This is a genomic window from Neisseria sp. HMSC075C10 (genome assembly GCF_001815615.1).
Taxonomy (GTDB): Bacteria; Pseudomonadota; Gammaproteobacteria; order Burkholderiales; family Neisseriaceae; genus Neisseria; species Neisseria subflava_A.
This window is the reverse complement of the sequence record NZ_KV821239.1, coordinates 76,938-92,601: the sequence shown is the minus strand read 5'-3', so window position 1 is coordinate 92,601 and position 15,664 is coordinate 76,938. Positions and strand designations below refer to the sequence as shown.

Below are 15,664 nucleotides of genomic sequence, written 5' to 3'. Positions count from 1 at the left end.
CCGTCTGAAACCAAGTTTCAGACGGCCTTTATAATGAATAGTGCTATTCTTCGCGGCCATTGAAATACTCGGCCGCTCCACCTTCAAAAAAGCCTTGCAAAATCGCCTGTGCCGCTACTTGGTCAAGCACGGATTTTTGTTTTTGGCCAAATACTTGCGCTTCAGCAAGCAGGCTTTCCGCGTATAGGGAAGACATCCTTTCGTCCACCCAATAAACCGGCAACTTAAAACGTCCATACAAACGGCGGCCAAACTTGCGGCTCAATCGGGTCAGCTCATGTTCCGTACCGTCGGTATGCGTCGGCAGGCCGACCACAAAATACTTGGGTTGCCATTCTTTGACCATCTTGGCAATGGCCTCAAATTTCTCATCATTGCTGTTGCCGGTTACCGTCGCCAGCGGATGAGTCATGCCCAACTCGGCATCGCCCTGCGCCACGCCAATACGCGCCTCGCCGAAGTCAAAGGCCAAAACCGTACCTTTTGGTGCATCAGGCATGGCCGACTCCTGAAACCAAGGCGTTCGGATTGATACCCAATTTTTCAAAAGCGGCGGCATAACGGAGTTCGTAAGGCACATCAAAAAGAATATGCTCGTCCGCAGGCACGGTCAGCCAAACATTTTCTGCCAGCTCGCGCTCCAACTGCCCTTTGCCCCATTTCGAATAACCAATACTGATCAAAGCCTTGTCCACCGCACCTTCTTTAGACAGGTTTTCAATCACATCGCGCGAAGAAGTTAGCGCGACGTTATCGGTTACCACCATGCTGTTTTGCCAGCGGCCGATCGGCGTATGCACGACATAGCCGCGCTCAATCTGAACCGGCCCGCCCATCATCACGTTTTCATGTTGCAGACGCAACGGGATATTGCGGTCGGCGGCGGCGAAAATCATGTCCATGGTAATCGGCGAAGGTTTGTTGATGATGATGCCCAGCGCACCTTCTTCATCGTGTTCGCACACATAAATGACCGTATCCGTAAAAAACGGATCATCCATATGAGGCATGGCAATCAGGAAATGGTTGGCTAAATTCATATTCTTTTAATCTATTAAGCTGATTTTATTATTTTTGTCCATCGGCAACCGGCGCGTCCACCACGCACGCACCGTAAACCGCGCCGCCTGCCGGTACCGGCGTATCGGTTTTCGCATGGGCAAAACACGATACCGCGCTCAAAGAGTTCTTCGGCGAACCTTGAACGATTTTATCGCTGTATACCAAATAAGCAAAAGACTTACGTTTCGGATCGTAGTAGCGGATAATCTGCTGGCTCTTAAATGCTATGCTGGCACTGCGTTTGAACACTTGTCGCGGTTTCAAAACCGCAGCCTCGTTATAACGGATGACTTCCGCACTTTGCACGCAGGAAACCGATGCGTCGCTGGCATCTTCTTCCAGATTGACCGTTTCTTTCAAACCGCCTTTTTTCGCGTACGAAATATAACAGGCAACCCCTTGCACATCAGGATCGTCAAAACCTTCCACTTCAATACGGTCGTTTTTACCCAGCATATGAAACACCGTACTGGCGCGTCCGATTTTATCGGTATTGTCACCGCAAGCCGCCAAAACCATGGCACCCAACACTACTAATAAATATTTTTTCATAATATCCTGTCGATGCAGACTGTCAGTTTCCAGGCAGACTAAACCCCGTCCGCCTACTCTATCGTTACTATATAAGACTGTTCGTCCATATTGCAACCCGATATTATTTTCAGACGGCCTGACAGACAGTATAATCCGTCCTATTGTTCCTACTTTGATAGCAAGATCGAACCATGCGTTACAAACCCCTCATTCTCGCCCTGTTGCTCAGTTTCTCCCTGCCAACCTATGCTGCCAAAGACGCGCCGAAAGAAAAAGCGGCCGCCGTCAAAAAAGCTGCGCCCGTGAAAAAAGAGAAAGAAGCCGCCAAGGCAGATGTAAAAAAAGAAACCTCAAAAAAACAAGCGGTAAAAGAAAAAGAGGAAGACAAAAAAGCGGTTAAAGCCAAAGCTGCCAAAGAGAAGGAAACCGCCGACAAAAACGAACGCGCTTCAGCCAAAAACAAAACGGCTAAAGTCGCCGAAGCCGCTGCCGACAATAAAAAGTCCAGCCGCAAAGCCGAAGAGCCTAAAGAAACGGCAAAAGACAAAAAAGCCGCAGCCGCAAAATCCGGCAAGGCCAAAGAACAAGACAAGAAACCTGTTGAAGATAAAAAAGACAGCAAAGCCAAAGAACCCGTAAAAAAAGCAGACCCTAAGGAAACCAAAGCCAAAGAGCCTGCTAAAAAAGTAGCCGAGGATAAAAAAGACGACAAAAAAACCAAAGAGCCAGTAAAAAAAGCAGCCGAAGACAAAAAGGCCGACGCTAAAGAAGCCAAAGAGCCTGCCAAAAAAGCTGTTGACGCTAAAAAAGACACCAAAGCCAAAGAGCAAAACAAAAAAGACGACACTAAAGCTGAGCCTAAAGCCGTCTCTTCAGCCGACAACGATTTCAAAGCAGCCGTGGCTGCCGCTGCCAACGAAATGGAAAGCAAGAAATCCTTTGCCAAACGCAACGAGGGTTTCATTATCCATGTTAATGCCACGCTCAAACAGCTGCAACAAACACGCAACAACCTCTCCGGCATCAACCGCAAACAACGCGACGCTTGGGAAAAATTCCAAAAACTCAATGCCGATGCCAACCAGTTAAAAGCCGAAGTTTCCAACACGCGCGCCCAAATTTCGCGCTTTGTGTCCGGCAACTATAAAAACAGTCAGCCCAACGCGGTCGCCCTCTTTCTGAAAAACGCCGATGCCGGTCAAAAAACCCGCTTCCTGCGTTACACACGTTATATCAACAACGCCAACGACCAAGTTATGAGAGACTTGGAAAAACAACAAAAAGAGCTGGCGGCGCAAGAGCAAAAAATCAACAATGAATTGGCTTACCTGAAAAAACTGCAAGCCAATATTCAAGCTTCATTGCGTCAACAAGGCGTAACCAATACCGCCGAACAAGCCGAAAGCCGCCGTCAAAACGCGCAAATGGCCAAAGAAGCGCAAAAGAAAATCAACCACAAAGAAAACGAGCAACGCCTCAACAATCTCTTGAAAGATTTGGAAAAACGCAAAGCCGATCAACGCAAAGCCGAAGCCGAAGCGCGTAAAAAAGCCGCCGAAGCCCGTTTGGCCGCCGCTGAAAAAGCACGCAAAGAGCAGGCTGCCGCCCAACAAAAAGCCGAAGCCGAACGCGCCGCCATGTCCACGCTGACTGACGAAGACATGAAACTGCAAGCCCCCAACACCCAAGGCTTTACCGTCAGCAATGCCAACAGCTTCAGCCGTATGCAAGGCCGTCTGAAAAAACCGGTCAACGGCACATTGGCAGGCCTGTTTGGTCAAGACCGCGGCGATGGCGAAGTTTGGAAAGGCGTGTTCTACAATACCGTTCCTGCTCCGGTCAGCAGCATTGCCTCAGGCACGGTTACTTTTGCCGGCGAACTTGAAGGCTACGGCAAAGTAGTCGTCCTCGACCACGGCGACGGCTATGTCAGCATTTACTCCGGCCTGAACGAAATCGACATCGCCCAAAACTACGCCGTCAATGCCGGCAGCAAGATTGGCACCAGCGGCACTTTGCCGTCGGGCGAAACCGGCCTTTACCTTGAAGTCCGCTACAACGGACAAGTCATGAATCCGCTTTCATGGATTAACTGATGTTTCAGACGGCCTGAGTGAATTTTCCCCTTCAGGCCGTCTGAATTTTCATCATAAACTACAATAAAACACGATTTTCACGCCTGTTCAGCACATTAAACAACAAACTTTTACCTTAAACTTATTGTTCCAAGCGTTTAAATCACATAAAGTCAACGGGTTCAGAGAAAACAAAAACCACTTTGCTTACCGTACACAAAAAGAAAGTCAAACGAATGTCAACAAAATCCACTTTGAAAAAAGTTGCAATCTACACTCTCGGCGCATTTAGCGGCATCGCCCTCAGTCTGAGTGTACAAAGTTTTGCCGCCGAAAAAGACAAAAAAGACAACGAGGCCCTTCCCGTGCAAACCATCCGCACCATGGCAGAAGTGTACGGCCAAATCAAAGCCAACTATTACCAAGACAAACCCGATGCCGAGCTCTTTGAAGGCGCAATGAAAGGCATGGTGTCCGATCTCGATCCGCATTCCGAGTATATGGACAAAAAAGGCTATGCCGAAATGAAAGAGTCCACCAGCGGCGAATTCGGCGGCTTGGGCATGGAAATCGGACAAGAAGACGGGTTCGTCAAAGTCGTTGCCCCGATTGAAGACACTCCGGCAGAACGCGCCGGCGTGAAAAGCGGCGACTTCATCGTCAAAATCGACAATACCTCTACGCGCGGCCTGACCGTCAGCGAAGCCGTCAAAAAAATGCGCGGCAAACCGGGTACCAAAATCACCCTAACCCTTTCGCGCAAAAATGCCGACAAACCCATCGTCGTCAACCTGACCCGCGCCATCATCAAAGTCAAAAGCGTGCGCCATCACCTGCTTGAAAAAGACTACGGCTACATCCGCGTCTCCCAATTCCAAGAGCGCACCGTTGCCGCACTCAACGAAGCCGCACAAGCCCTCGTCAAAGAAAACAAAGGCCCGCTCAAAGGCATCATCCTCGACTTGCGCGACGACCCGGGCGGCCTGCTCAACGGTGCAGTCGGCGTATCCGCAGCCTTCCTGCAGCCTGACGTCACCGTTGTCAGCACCAAAGGCCGCAACAAAAAAGAAGGCATGGTACTCAAAGCAACTGCCGAAGACTACATCACCACCAGCGGCAAAGACCCATTGGCCGGATTGCCTGCCGAGCTGAAAACCATTCCTATGACCGTCCTGATTAACGCAGGCTCGGCCTCCGCTTCCGAAATCGTTGCCGGCGCATTGCAAGACCACAAGCGCGCCGTCGTCGTCGGCACACAAAGTTTCGGCAAAGGCTCAGTGCAAACCCTGATTCCGCTTTCCGGCGGCAGCGCAGTCAAACTGACCACTGCCCTTTACTACACGCCAAACGACCGCTCGATTCAGGCGCAAGGCATTGTTCCTGACGTTGAAGTCAAAGACAAAGACCGCACCTTTGAAAGCCGCGAAGCCGATTTGGTCGGCCATATCGGCAATCCGTTGGGCGGCCAAGACGTCAACAGCAGCACTGAAACACCTGCCAACACAGAAACCAAAGCCGATAAAGACAAGTCCAAAAAAGACAAAGACGAAGACATCTCCAGCCGCCGCATTCCAAATCCGGCCAAAGATGATCAGCTTCGCAAAGCCTTGGACTTGGTGAAAAATCCAGCCGAATGGCAAAAATCTTTGGGCTTGGCAGCGAAAAAACCTGCGCCGAAAAAAGATGCAGATAAAGACAGTAAAAAATAAACCTGTTATTTCTCAATAAAAAAGGTCGTCTGAAAACGATATGATTGTTTTCAGACGACCTTTTCACACATCAAATATTCCACAGGGAAAACACCATGGCAAAAGCCCCAAAAACCATCTACCAATGTTCCGAATGTGGCGGCACTTCCCCAAAATGGCAGGGCAAATGCCCGAATTGCGGCGAGTGGAACACGCTTCAGGAAAGCCTTGCCGCGCCCGAACCGAAAAACGCCCGCTTCCAATCTTGGGCGGCGGATACCTCGACCGTCCAATCCCTCTCCGCCGTCACCGCCACCGAAGTGCCGCGCAATCCGACCGGCATGGGCGAACTCGACCGCGTATTGGGCGGCGGTTTGGTAGATGGCGCAGTCATCCTACTCGGCGGCGACCCCGGCATCGGCAAATCCACATTACTGTTGCAAACCATCGCCAAAATGGCGCAAAGCCGCAAAGTGCTGTACGTTTCCGGTGAAGAATCCGCCCAACAAGTCGCCCTGCGCGCGCAGCGTTTGGAACTGCCCACCGAAGGCGTGAACCTGCTTGCCGAAATCCGCATGGAAGCGATTCAGACAGCCTTGAAACAACACCAGCCCGAAGTCGTCGTCATCGACTCCATCCAAACCATGTATTCCGACCAAATCACTTCCGCCCCCGGCTCCGTGTCGCAGGTACGCGAATGTGCCGCCCAACTGACGCGTATGGCGAAACAAATGGGCATCGCCATGATACTGGTCGGACACGTGACCAAAGACGGTGCGATTGCCGGCCCACGCGTGCTGGAACATATGGTCGATACCGTGCTGTATTTCGAGGGCGACCAGCATTCCAACTACCGTATGATACGCGCCATCAAAAACCGTTTCGGCGCGGCAAACGAATTGGGCGTATTCGCCATGACCGAAAACGGTTTGAAAGGCGTGTCCAACCCGTCCGCCATCTTCCTCGCCAGCTACCGCGACGACACGCCCGGCTCGTGCGTTTTGGTCACACAGGAAGGCAGCCGCCCGCTTTTGGTCGAAATTCAGGCATTGGTCGATGATGCACACGGCTTCACCCCTAAACGCCTCACCGTCGGCCTCGAACAAAACCGCCTCTCCATGTTGCTCGCCGTCCTCAACCGCCACGGTGGCATTGCCTGCTTCGACCAAGACGTCTTCCTCAACGCCGTCGGTGGCGTCAAAATCGGCGAACCTGCTGCCGACCTCGCCGTTATCCTCGCCATGCTCTCCAGCTTCCGCAACCGCCCTATGCCCGAAAAAACCGTCGTATTCGGCGAAATCGGCTTAAGCGGCGAAGTCCGCCCTGTCGCACGCGGACAAGAGCGGCTCAAAGAAGCGGAAAAACTCGGCTTCAAACGCGCCATCGTTCCTAAAGCCAATATGCCACGCAATGCCAAAGAATTTCCAAACCTGAAAATCTACGGCGTCAGCAGTTTGCAGGAAGCGATTGACGTTTGTCGTGACGGGGATTAAACCGTTTCGATAATCTGATTCAAAAAAACAATCATCTAAAAGACCGTCTGAAAACTTTCAGACGGCCTCTCTTTAAATTTAAATAATTTTGTTATATTATAACGAACCATTTTATTCTATCTTTTCTACACATCGAAAATCGGAGAGAAATCTTGAAAAAAACTGCTTTGCTTATCGCATCCGCCTTCCTGTTCAGCACTGCCGCACACGCCCATCGCGTTTGGGTTGAAACCGCCCACACACATGGCGGCGAATACCTTGAAGCCGAATTAGGCTATGGCGAATTCCCTGAGCTTGAGCCGATCGCCAAAGACCGCCTGCACATTTTCAGCAAACCCATGCAACTGGTAACTGAAAAAGGCAAAGAAAACATGATTCAAAAAGGCACATACAATTACCAATACCGCAGCAAATTGCCGGTCAAAGACGGCAGCTACTTGGTAACCGCCGAATACCAACCGACTTTCTGGTCAAAAAACAGCGCAGGCTGGAAACAGGCAAGCATCAAAGAAATGCCTGATGCAAACTATTGCGAGCAAACCCGTATGTTCGGTAAAAACATCGTCAATGTCGGCCATGAAAGCGCAGATACCGCCATCATCACCAAGCAAGTCGGCCAACATTTAGAAATCGTACCTTTGGACAACCCTGCCAACGTCCACGTCGGCGAACGCTTCAAAGTCCGCGTCCTCTTCAATGGCGAGCCGCTGCCCAATGCTACCGTTACCGCTACATTTGACGGCTTCGACACCAGCGACCGCAGCAAAACCCATAAAACCGAAGCCCAAGCCTTCTCCGATACCACTGATGACAAAGGCGAAGTCAGCATCATTCCATTACGCCAAGGTTTCTGGAAAGCCAGCGTAGAACACAAAGCCGATTTCCCTGATCAAAGCGTATGCCAAAAACAGGCGAACTACACCACACTGACTTTCCAAATCGGTCATTCACATCATTAATTTTTCCATAACAAAAGGCCGTCTGAAATATTCAGACGGCCTTTATTCATCCTATTTAAGGACGATGCGGCGCAAACTGCCATTGTCCCAATTCCAAATTCAAATCAAATAGGTTCAGACGGCCTATTGCCACGCGGACCAAACGCAAACACGGAAAGCCTGCTTTCGCCGTCATCCTTCGCACTTGGCGGTTTTTCCCTTCCGAAATTTTGATTTCCACCCAAAAATCAGGCACGGACTTGCGCACGCGAATCGGTGGCACACGCGGCCATAAAACATCCGCTTCGCCCTCTTCCAATACCCTGACCTCGGCCGGACGGGTGACAAAATCGCCCAAATCTACGCCACGGCGCAATAAATCCAATTTAGCTTCATCTGGAGAACCCTCCACCTGCGCCCAATAAGTTTTGACCTGCTTAAATTTCGGATCGGCAATCTGCGCCTGCAAACGGCCATTATTGGTCAGCAGCAGCAAACCCTCGCTGTCCGTATCCAAACGTCCGGCCGGATAAAATCCCGGTTTCTCGACAAAATCCTTAAGGCACTGGTGTTTTTCATGTGCAGAAAACTGGCAAATCACGCCATAAGGCTTGTTTAGAATAATCAAATCGTTCATTTCACACTTTCAGACGGCCTTAGATTTCAAGAAATTCCGGATAATAAAAAAGACACCGTATAAACGGTGTCTTTCATATTTGGCGGAGTAAGAGGGATTCGAACCCTCGATGCAGGTTGACCCCACATGCTTCCTTAGCAGGGAAGTGCCTTCAGCCTCTCAGCCATTACTCCTAAGGAAGACCGCAATATACGCTTTCTCCCCTCCCTCGTCAAGCATTACAGCCCCAAACTTTCTTAACGCTATGAAATCATTTAAATAAAAATATAATATTTTTTGCATCATCCTATTTTTATACTTCTTTCATATATGTTAAAATGATTCTGTTTTCTGTAAACCTTTTTTCACACCCCTTATTACAAAGGAGTTCGTATGTTACGTTTTTCTGCTTTAGTTGCCGTATCTGCCCTGATGCTTGCCGCTTGCTCACAATCCGGCAATTCCCAACCATCTACTTCCTCCTCTCAAACTTCTACTCAAAAAACAACTGCCGCCGATTCTGCCTGCCGCAGCATGGGTGAAGGCCATAAAGTCAATGGCAAAGGTCAAAACGATATTTATATGTGTAAAGTCGATGTGGCTTTGAACTCTGCCGAAGCTAAATCCGCTTTGGATCCTAGCATCCGCGTTCACTACGGTAGTACATCCGGCGCGACTTTGACCTCCCGTCAAATCTCCAACTCAGTCGGCAAAACCCCTGATGAAACCTGCCAACGCGCATTCCTGAGCGCGGTTAAACGCTTCCAAAGCACTGCACATCGTAAAAAAGCCAAATCCGTTCACCTGGTTAGCTACTTTGACAAAGTAACCAAAGGCGGTAACGAGTACGAATGCCACATCGCTACATTCAACAGCCGTGTGGTTTTGAAAGGCAGCTTCCACTAAGCAATGTCAAAAATGCCGGACTTCAACATGAAGTTTGGCATTTTTCTATTTTATGGATACGACACCCCTTCACTGCCTGCTGGCCGATCCGTCTTTTGCCGCCTGCTACGACCATGCTTCTCTAAACGCAGCCGATTCCCAACGTTTAGTTGCTACGCCGCAACTGGCGCAGCGTCAAGACTGGCAAGTCAGCCGCGCATTAAAACAGCAAACCGTTTTACCGACTGTATCGCTGAGCCACAGCCAAGGCTTTGCCGCTTTATTGTGTGCGCCTCAGCCCTTGACAGCCGGTGTCGATATCGAATTTATCCGCCCGCGTGATTTCAAAGCGCTGTCGGCTTTGGTCTGCACGCAGGAAGAACAAGACTTTTTGGAAACGGCAAACTGGCCGTCTGAAACGTTTTACCGATTGTGGTGTTTCAAGGAAGCATTGATTAAAGCGGCAAATTTGGATTTTCCGTCGGATATGAAATCGGTCGGCTATGTTTTCGATTCAGAGCAACCCGTCAGTTTACGCACTGGAAAGCAAACCGATTGGTACGGCACATGCGCAATTTTGGCGGATACGATGGCACTTGCCTGCGTTTGGAAGGAAAAAGCCGTCACTCTGCAATGGCAGTTTTTCGGCTCGCTCAAGCCCAATGATTTAACCGACCGGCAAACTATCTAACAACTGACAAAATAATAATAATCTGATTTAATTTACTGCACTTTTACTTATTCCACACACCAACAGCAGCATTTGCAAAAGGCCGTCTGAACGATGAATCTTCGCCTCCTAAACCGCCTCTATACTGCCCTTATCCTGTTTCTTACCCTGTTTTTGGTTTATGCCTTTGCCTCACAAGCGCGCATCCAAACCGATTTGACCGCATTGTTGCCAAGCGAGCAGCAACCCGATGCCTTACTGACGGCAGCAGATAAAGCCGCAGAAGCGCAGCTCAATTCACAAGTTATTTTGCTTGCAGGCAGTACCGATGCCGAAACCGCTTTTCAGACGACCGCACAAATTGCCGACACATGGCGCAAAAGCGGCGTATTTGAACAAGTCGACAGCAGCATGACGCCGAATTTGGATAAAGTGCGGGTGGATATGCAGAAGCTGAGTTTGGCAGTTTTGCCGCAAGACGAAATACGCCTGCTGTTTGAGCAGCCGCAAGCCTATTTTCAGGCTCGGGCAGAAGCCGCGGCCAATCCGTTTGCTGCCCCCTCGCCTTTGTCTTTAGAACAAGACTGGCTGGGCTTCGGACGCTTTGTTGCCGACAAGGCCAATCCGCAAAGCCGTTTACAGTGGGACATGGACAACGGCATGCTGTTTGCCGAAGACAAAGGCAAAACTTGGGTATTTTTGCGCGGACGGCTCGCCGGCAGCGATCAATTTTCCGGCAACGATGCCCTCTTGCCGCTGATGGCGCAAAGCCGTCAAATCGCTTCGGAAAACGGCGCAGAAACCTTAAGTGCAGGTGGCGCATTGTTCGCCGCCGTATCCAAAGCAGCCGCAGAAAAAGAAAGTCGGCTGATGAGTATGGTCGGACTTGGACTGACCTTTGCGCTGCTTTTGTGGGTCTTCCGCAGCGGCCGCGTATTTTTGCTGTCCTTGCCGCTGGCAGCCGGTATGTTGACCGGATTGGCAGTTGCGTTATTAACCTTCGGCGAAGTGCATATCCTGACCATCGTCATCGGCACCAGCTTGGTGGGTATGTTGGTGGATTTCCCGTTGCACTGGCTTGCGCCGTCGGTATTTGGGCCGTCTGAAAAGACCGTTTGGCAGGCTGAATCGGCAATGAAACATGTCTTGCCAAGTTTTGCCGTCAGCCTGACAATTACCGTCTTGGGCTATGCGCTGCTGTGGTTTACCCCTTTGCCTGTATTGCGCCAAACCGCCGTATTTTCAGGCTTCGCTTTATTTGGCGCGTTTGGTGCCACCGTTTTATGGCTGCCGCCGCTGTTTCGCCGCTACCGTGCCAAAACCGTGCCTTTTGCCGCATTAACCGAAAAGCTCTATTCCTTGTCAGGCCGTCTGAAAAACCGCCTGCACAAACGCGGCTGGTTAATCGTGGGCGGAATTTTGCTGGCAGTCGGACTGTGGAGCAGCGACTGGCGTGACGACATCCGTCAATGGGTCAATATGCCGACCGCGATGTTGGCCGAGGTACAACAAATCGGCCAGTTGAGCGGCACAGATTTTGGCGGCAAATATTTGGTGGCCGAAGCACAAAGCGAAGATGCCCTGTTGAAGAAAACTGCCGAACTCGGCCGCGCCCTGCAGCCCTTAATCGCGCAAGGCAAACTGTCCGGCATCCAATCGCCCGACCAATTCATCCTGCCGACAACGGAACAGCAAAAACTGCAAAACCGCCTGCGCGAATTGACCAAGTTGCCTGATAGCTGGAAACCGCTCACAGAAATCGGTATTCCGCGCAAAACCGTGCGCGATGCCCTGCTGCAAGCTGCCGATACGCAACCATTGTCGCTTTCAGACGGCCTGAATACCGATTTGGCAGAAGCTTGGCGTTCCTTGTATTTGGGCGAAGTGGAACCAGGCCGTTTTGCTGCCATCGTGCGTTTGAACGGCATGACCGATGAAGCCGCCGTACGCGCCGTGGCGCAACACGTCTCCGGCATACATTGTGCAGACAAACGCGCCCACTTAAACGAGCTTTTCCACCACACGCGCAATCAGGCCGCATGGTTGAAACTGGCTTCCTATGCGTTGGCATGGCTGCTCTTGTGGAAAATGTTTGGTTTCAAACGCGGCAGCAAAATCCTTGCCGTGCCGCTGGCCGCCGCCATCTGCACCGTTGCCGTACTCGGTTTGGCCGGGATTCCCGTCAGCCTGTTTGCCATGTTCGGCCTGCTTTTAGTGTCCGCCATCGGCGTGGACTATGCCGTCTATGCCGCCACTGCACATCACAGCGCGCCGGCAAAATTAGGCGGTATGCTGCTTGCCGCCGCGACGACAGCCATTTCCTTTGCCCTGCTCGCCATCAGCAGCACGCCCGCCGTTGCCGCGTTCGGCATGACAGTTACCATCGGTGTGGCATTCAATATTTGGCTGGCAGGCACATTGTTGAAAAATTAGACAAAAGATAAAGACGATTGAAATTAAGGCGATATTTTGTTTCAACTTCTATCGTCACGTTGTAAGAGGCCGTCTGAAAAACTTCAGACGATAGTTTAAACATTTTTTTATCATTAAAATCAAAGGTATTTTTAAATGTCTGTAGAATTTGACGTTGCCGTTATCGGCGCAGGCCCTTCAGGTTCGGTTGCTTCCGCTTTGCTGAACAAACAAGGCTTTAAAGTTTGCGTATTGGAAAAACAACATTTCCCGCGCTTTGTCATCGGCGAAAGCCTGCTACCGCATTGCATGGAAATGTTGGAAGAAGCCGGTTTTGCCGATGCAGTGCATGCCGAGCCCAGCTTTCAATTTAAAGATGGCGCTGCGTTTTCATGGGGCAGCCGTTACACAGATTTCAACTTTACTGAAAAATTTTCAGACGGCCCCGGTACTATTTATCAAGTGCGCCGCGGCATCTTCGACAAAATCCTGATTGATGAAGCGGCAAAACAAGGCGTCGATGTCCGCTTCGGACATGGCGTAACCGCATTTGACAACAGCGGCGATGTGGCACGTTTGAGCGTTGCAACCGATACAGGCGAAAACTATGAACTGACTGCCAAATTCGTTTTGGATGCCAGCGGTTACGGTCGTGTCCTGCCCCGCCTTTTGGACTTGGAAAGCCCGTCCGATCTGCCTCCGCGCCAAGCCCACTTCACGCATATCGACGATAACATCACCAGCCCGAAATTCGACCGCAACAAAATCCTGATCAACACGCATCCTGAACATCGCGATGTCTGGATTTGGCTGATTCCTTTCGGCGACAACCGCTGCTCCATCGGCGTTGTCGGCACGCCCGACAAACTGGCCGGCGAATCAGAAGCCGTGTTGAAAAAATTTGTGTACGAATGCCCGATGCTGGCGGAAATTTTGGATAAAGCCGTTTGGGAAAACGACTTCCCGTTCCGCTCTATCCAAGGCTATTCCGCCAACGTGAAAACCTTATACGGCAAACATTTCGCCCTTTTGGGCAACGCCGCCGAATTCCTCGATCCAGTCTTCTCCTCCGGTGTAACCATTGCCCTGCACTCTGCCAAACTGGCTGCCGATTTGTTGGGCAAACAGCTCAAAGGCGAAGCCGTCGATTGGCAAACCGAATTTGCCGACCAACTGATGATCGGCGTGAACGCATTCCGCACTTATGTAAACGGTTGGTACGATTTCCGCTTCCAAAATGCCATCTACGCGCCTAACCGCAGCCCTGAAATCAGCCGTATGATTTCATCTATTCTGGCAGGCTACGCTTGGGACACGAACAATCCATTCGTGGAAAAATCCGAGCAACGCTTGTCCACACTTGCCGCATTGGTGGGCGATTTGAAGGTAGAATAAGGACGAATGCCTTTCAGACGGCCAAGCCTGAGAACAGAACTGGCCGTCTGAAACTTCATCCATACCATTAAATATTTTGACCGATAGATAAAATCTTATGCGATTTATCCCTTTGCTTGCCGCACTGCTGCTTTCTGCATGCGCGACCTCGCTCCCCCATCCGCAAACGCTGCCGCCGCTTTCCAAAGAAGGTCAATGGTTCAAACTTGAGCAGACCAATGCGGCGGGGCAAACCGTTCAAACCAATCTCTTGGCAGTCGAGCCTCATTCAGACGGCATCCGCTTTGTCCAAACCGATGCACTGGGTGCGCCGGTATCGCGTCAATCGGTCAGCACCAAAGGCTGGAAAAATGACGGCTTTGTGATGCCAAATGCCAGTTCGCGCCGACTGTTTGCCGCCTTGTTGCCGCTTTTGGCCGCCGAACACGCCGCCACGCTTTACCCTGAAGCCCGCCAACAAAATGCCACCCATCAAGGCTTCTGCCCTGACGGCAAAGGCGCGGTGTTTAGCTACCGCGAGCGTGATTTGTGGTGTGTCGCCCACCATTCCGAACAATTCCTCATCGGCTTCCCCGACCAAACTTTCTGGACGGTCAGCCCGATTGCAGAAGACTAATTCATGAATACTCCTGTTTATCTCAGCCGTCCGGCACTGACCAGCGCATTGGGCAGCGGCTTGCAAGTTCATGCCGATTCCTTACTCACGCCGTCTGAAAACACACCCCTGACTTTTTCAGACCAATGGGTAAAAGGCAAAACGCATGCTTTTGGTGCAGTCAAAGAAACCCTGATGCCTCTGCCCGACAGCATTCCCGAAGCGCATCGCAGCCGCAACAACCAGCTTATCCTGCACGCGCTTTCGCAAATAGACGGACTGATTCAGACGGCCATTGCCCGTTACGGCAAAGAAAGGGTCGCTGTCGTGACCGGTACATCCACCAGTGGCGCAGACGAAAATATCCCTTTGTTCCAACACGTTGTCGAAGGCGGTGCATGGGCGGATGTTCCATTCAAACAGCTGCAACACACCATGGCTTCGCCCTCCGAATTTATCGCCCAAGTTTACGGTTTGGACGGCTTGCGCTATACCGTCTCCACCGCCTGCACTTCCGGCGCACGCGCCCTCATCAGCGCAGCCCGATTGCTTCGTGCCGGATTGTGTGATGCCGTGATTTGCGGCGGCGCGGATACGCTTTCTCCGCTGACGATTAATGGTTTTGCCTCTTTGGAAGTGCTTTCAGACGGCATCGCCAAGCCTTTTTCTGCCAACCGCAACGGCATCAATATCGGCGAAGCGGCCGCATTTTTCGTGATGACGCGCGATGCAGATTTTGACGGCGAAATGCAGTTGCTCGGCTACGGCGCAAGCAGTGATGCCTACCATATGTCTTCTCCCCGCCCCGATGGTTTGGGTGCAGCCCAATCCTTTCAAGCCGCTTTAGATAAAGTCGGTTTGAAAGCGGAAGACATCGGCTGGATCAATCTGCACGGCACCGGCACGCAACACAACGACAGCATGGAAAGCCGAGCCGTTGCCGAAGTGTTTGGCAGCCACACCCTTTGCACGTCAACCAAGCCGTCCACCGGTCATACTTTGGGTGCAGCCGGTGCGATCGAAGCCGCGTTTGCCTGGTTGATGGCCAACCGCCAATACAATCCGGAAGGTAAACTGCCGCCCCAACAATGGGACAACGTACCCGATTCCGAGCTGCCCAACATCGCTTTGACCGACGAAAACAGCCGCTGGCCGTTTGAAAAACGCATTGCCGCCAGCTCGTCATTTGCCTTCGGCGGCAGCAATGCCGTTTTGATTATCGGATAAGTCCTTATATTTAGGCTGTCTTTTCAGACGGCCTTTTTCTTTTCCGCAACTTAAAAAACAATAACATCAAAACA

The 15,664-nt window shown here is 51.2% G+C and carries 14 protein-coding genes and 1 tRNA gene; 10 read left to right on the top strand and 5 right to left on the bottom strand.

Going from position 1 to position 15,664, the window contains the following annotated elements; all coding sequences use genetic code 11:
* Positions 1-43: 43 nt before the first annotated feature.
* The 3 genes from ruvX to HMPREF3047_RS01705 are packed head-to-tail and all read right to left on the bottom strand — an operon-like array spanning position 44 to position 1,614.
* Positions 44-499, bottom strand: a complete 456-nt coding sequence (gene ruvX / locus HMPREF3047_RS01715) for a Holliday junction resolvase RuvX (protein WP_070712019.1) — start codon at positions 497-499, stop codon at positions 44-46.
* A complete protein-coding gene (locus HMPREF3047_RS01710; protein ID WP_004520085.1) occupies positions 492-1,040 on the bottom strand; it encodes a YqgE/AlgH family protein in 549 nt (182 codons plus the stop codon). The genes ruvX and HMPREF3047_RS01710 overlap by 8 nt, the downstream gene beginning before the upstream one ends.
* Before the next feature lie 28 nt (positions 1,041-1,068).
* Positions 1,069-1,614: a CreA family protein gene (locus HMPREF3047_RS01705; protein ID WP_049328632.1), complete on the bottom strand. Its 546-nt coding sequence runs from the start codon at positions 1,612-1,614 to the stop codon at positions 1,069-1,071.
* 173 nt (positions 1,615-1,787) lie between these two features.
* On the opposite strand from HMPREF3047_RS01705, the gene HMPREF3047_RS01700 reads away from it, so the two are divergent.
* The 4 genes from HMPREF3047_RS01700 to HMPREF3047_RS01685 all read left to right on the top strand — a co-directional run bounded on the left by HMPREF3047_RS01700 (position 1,788) and on the right by HMPREF3047_RS01685 (position 7,811).
* Positions 1,788-3,692 (top strand): murein hydrolase activator EnvC family protein, encoded by a 1,905-nt coding sequence (locus HMPREF3047_RS01700; protein WP_070712018.1) that lies wholly within the window; start codon positions 1,788-1,790, stop codon positions 3,690-3,692.
* A 215-nt stretch (positions 3,693-3,907) separates the two neighbouring features.
* Positions 3,908-5,380 carry a S41 family peptidase gene (locus HMPREF3047_RS01695; RefSeq protein ID WP_049328634.1) on the top strand — a complete coding sequence of 491 codons (1,473 nt, stop codon included), beginning with the start codon at positions 3,908-3,910 and terminating at the stop codon, positions 5,378-5,380.
* Between the two features lie 95 nt (positions 5,381-5,475).
* The gene (gene radA / locus HMPREF3047_RS01690) at positions 5,476-6,852 is read left to right on the top strand and encodes a DNA repair protein RadA (RefSeq protein ID WP_070712017.1); all 1,377 of its coding nucleotides are present in this window, start codon (positions 5,476-5,478) and stop codon (positions 6,850-6,852) included.
* Between the two features lie 152 nt (positions 6,853-7,004).
* On the top strand, positions 7,005-7,811 hold the full coding sequence (locus HMPREF3047_RS01685) for a DUF4198 domain-containing protein (protein WP_039863911.1): 807 nt from the start codon (positions 7,005-7,007) through the stop codon (positions 7,809-7,811).
* A gap of 55 nt (positions 7,812-7,866) precedes the next feature.
* On the opposite strand, the gene HMPREF3047_RS01680 is transcribed toward HMPREF3047_RS01685, so the two are convergent.
* The gene (locus tag HMPREF3047_RS01680; protein ID WP_049332414.1) at positions 7,867-8,427 is read right to left on the bottom strand and encodes a pseudouridine synthase; all 561 of its coding nucleotides are present in this window, start codon (positions 8,425-8,427) and stop codon (positions 7,867-7,869) included.
* An 80-nt stretch (positions 8,428-8,507) separates the two neighbouring features.
* Positions 8,508-8,600 (bottom strand) — tRNA-Ser (locus tag HMPREF3047_RS01675).
* Positions 8,601-8,799: 199 nt separating this feature from the next.
* Here HMPREF3047_RS01675 and HMPREF3047_RS01670 point away from each other — a divergent pair.
* The 6 genes from HMPREF3047_RS01670 to HMPREF3047_RS01645 all read left to right on the top strand — a co-directional run bounded on the left by HMPREF3047_RS01670 (position 8,800) and on the right by HMPREF3047_RS01645 (position 15,590).
* Complete coding sequence (locus HMPREF3047_RS01670; RefSeq protein WP_283127028.1) at positions 8,800-9,312, top strand: hypothetical protein; 513 nt, start codon at positions 8,800-8,802, stop codon at positions 9,310-9,312.
* Between the two features lie 52 nt (positions 9,313-9,364).
* Positions 9,365-9,982 (top strand): 4'-phosphopantetheinyl transferase family protein, encoded by a 618-nt coding sequence (locus HMPREF3047_RS01665; protein ID WP_070712016.1) that lies wholly within the window; start codon positions 9,365-9,367, stop codon positions 9,980-9,982.
* Positions 9,983-10,075: 93 nt separating this feature from the next.
* Entirely contained in the window at positions 10,076-12,394 is a 2,319-nt protein-coding gene (locus HMPREF3047_RS01660; RefSeq protein ID WP_070712015.1) for an MMPL family transporter, read from the top strand.
* Between the two features lie 135 nt (positions 12,395-12,529).
* Positions 12,530-13,768 carry an NAD(P)/FAD-dependent oxidoreductase gene (locus HMPREF3047_RS01655; RefSeq protein ID WP_070712014.1) on the top strand — a complete coding sequence of 413 codons (1,239 nt, stop codon included), beginning with the start codon at positions 12,530-12,532 and terminating at the stop codon, positions 13,766-13,768.
* 97 nt (positions 13,769-13,865) lie between these two features.
* Positions 13,866-14,384 carry a hypothetical protein gene (locus HMPREF3047_RS01650; protein WP_070608118.1) on the top strand — a complete coding sequence of 173 codons (519 nt, stop codon included), beginning with the start codon at positions 13,866-13,868 and terminating at the stop codon, positions 14,382-14,384.
* 3 nt (positions 14,385-14,387) lie between these two features.
* On the top strand, positions 14,388-15,590 hold the full coding sequence (locus tag HMPREF3047_RS01645; protein ID WP_070712013.1) for a beta-ketoacyl-ACP synthase: 1,203 nt from the start codon (positions 14,388-14,390) through the stop codon (positions 15,588-15,590).
* Positions 15,591-15,664: the final 74 nt, after the last annotated feature.

Coding starts and splice junctions, on each gene's coding strand:
- ruvX (WP_070712019.1), bottom strand. CDS start 499: ATGCCTGATGCACCAAAAGGTACGGTTTTGGCCTTTGACTTCGGCGAG.
- HMPREF3047_RS01710 (WP_004520085.1), bottom strand. CDS start 1,040: ATGAATTTAGCCAACCATTTCCTGATTGCCATGCCTCATATGGATGAT.
- HMPREF3047_RS01705 (WP_049328632.1), bottom strand. CDS start 1,614: ATGAAAAAATATTTATTAGTAGTGTTGGGTGCCATGGTTTTGGCGGCT.
- HMPREF3047_RS01700 (WP_070712018.1), top strand. CDS start 1,788: ATGCGTTACAAACCCCTCATTCTCGCCCTGTTGCTCAGTTTCTCCCTG.
- HMPREF3047_RS01695 (WP_049328634.1), top strand. CDS start 3,908: ATGTCAACAAAATCCACTTTGAAAAAAGTTGCAATCTACACTCTCGGC.
- radA (WP_070712017.1), top strand. CDS start 5,476: ATGGCAAAAGCCCCAAAAACCATCTACCAATGTTCCGAATGTGGCGGC.
- HMPREF3047_RS01680 (WP_049332414.1), bottom strand. CDS start 8,427: ATGAACGATTTGATTATTCTAAACAAGCCTTATGGCGTGATTTGCCAG.
- HMPREF3047_RS01670 (WP_283127028.1), top strand. CDS start 8,800: ATGTTACGTTTTTCTGCTTTAGTTGCCGTATCTGCCCTGATGCTTGCC.
- HMPREF3047_RS01665 (WP_070712016.1), top strand. CDS start 9,365: ATGGATACGACACCCCTTCACTGCCTGCTGGCCGATCCGTCTTTTGCC.
- HMPREF3047_RS01660 (WP_070712015.1), top strand. CDS start 10,076: ATGAATCTTCGCCTCCTAAACCGCCTCTATACTGCCCTTATCCTGTTT.
- HMPREF3047_RS01655 (WP_070712014.1), top strand. CDS start 12,530: ATGTCTGTAGAATTTGACGTTGCCGTTATCGGCGCAGGCCCTTCAGGT.
- HMPREF3047_RS01650 (WP_070608118.1), top strand. CDS start 13,866: ATGCGATTTATCCCTTTGCTTGCCGCACTGCTGCTTTCTGCATGCGCG.
- HMPREF3047_RS01645 (WP_070712013.1), top strand. CDS start 14,388: ATGAATACTCCTGTTTATCTCAGCCGTCCGGCACTGACCAGCGCATTG.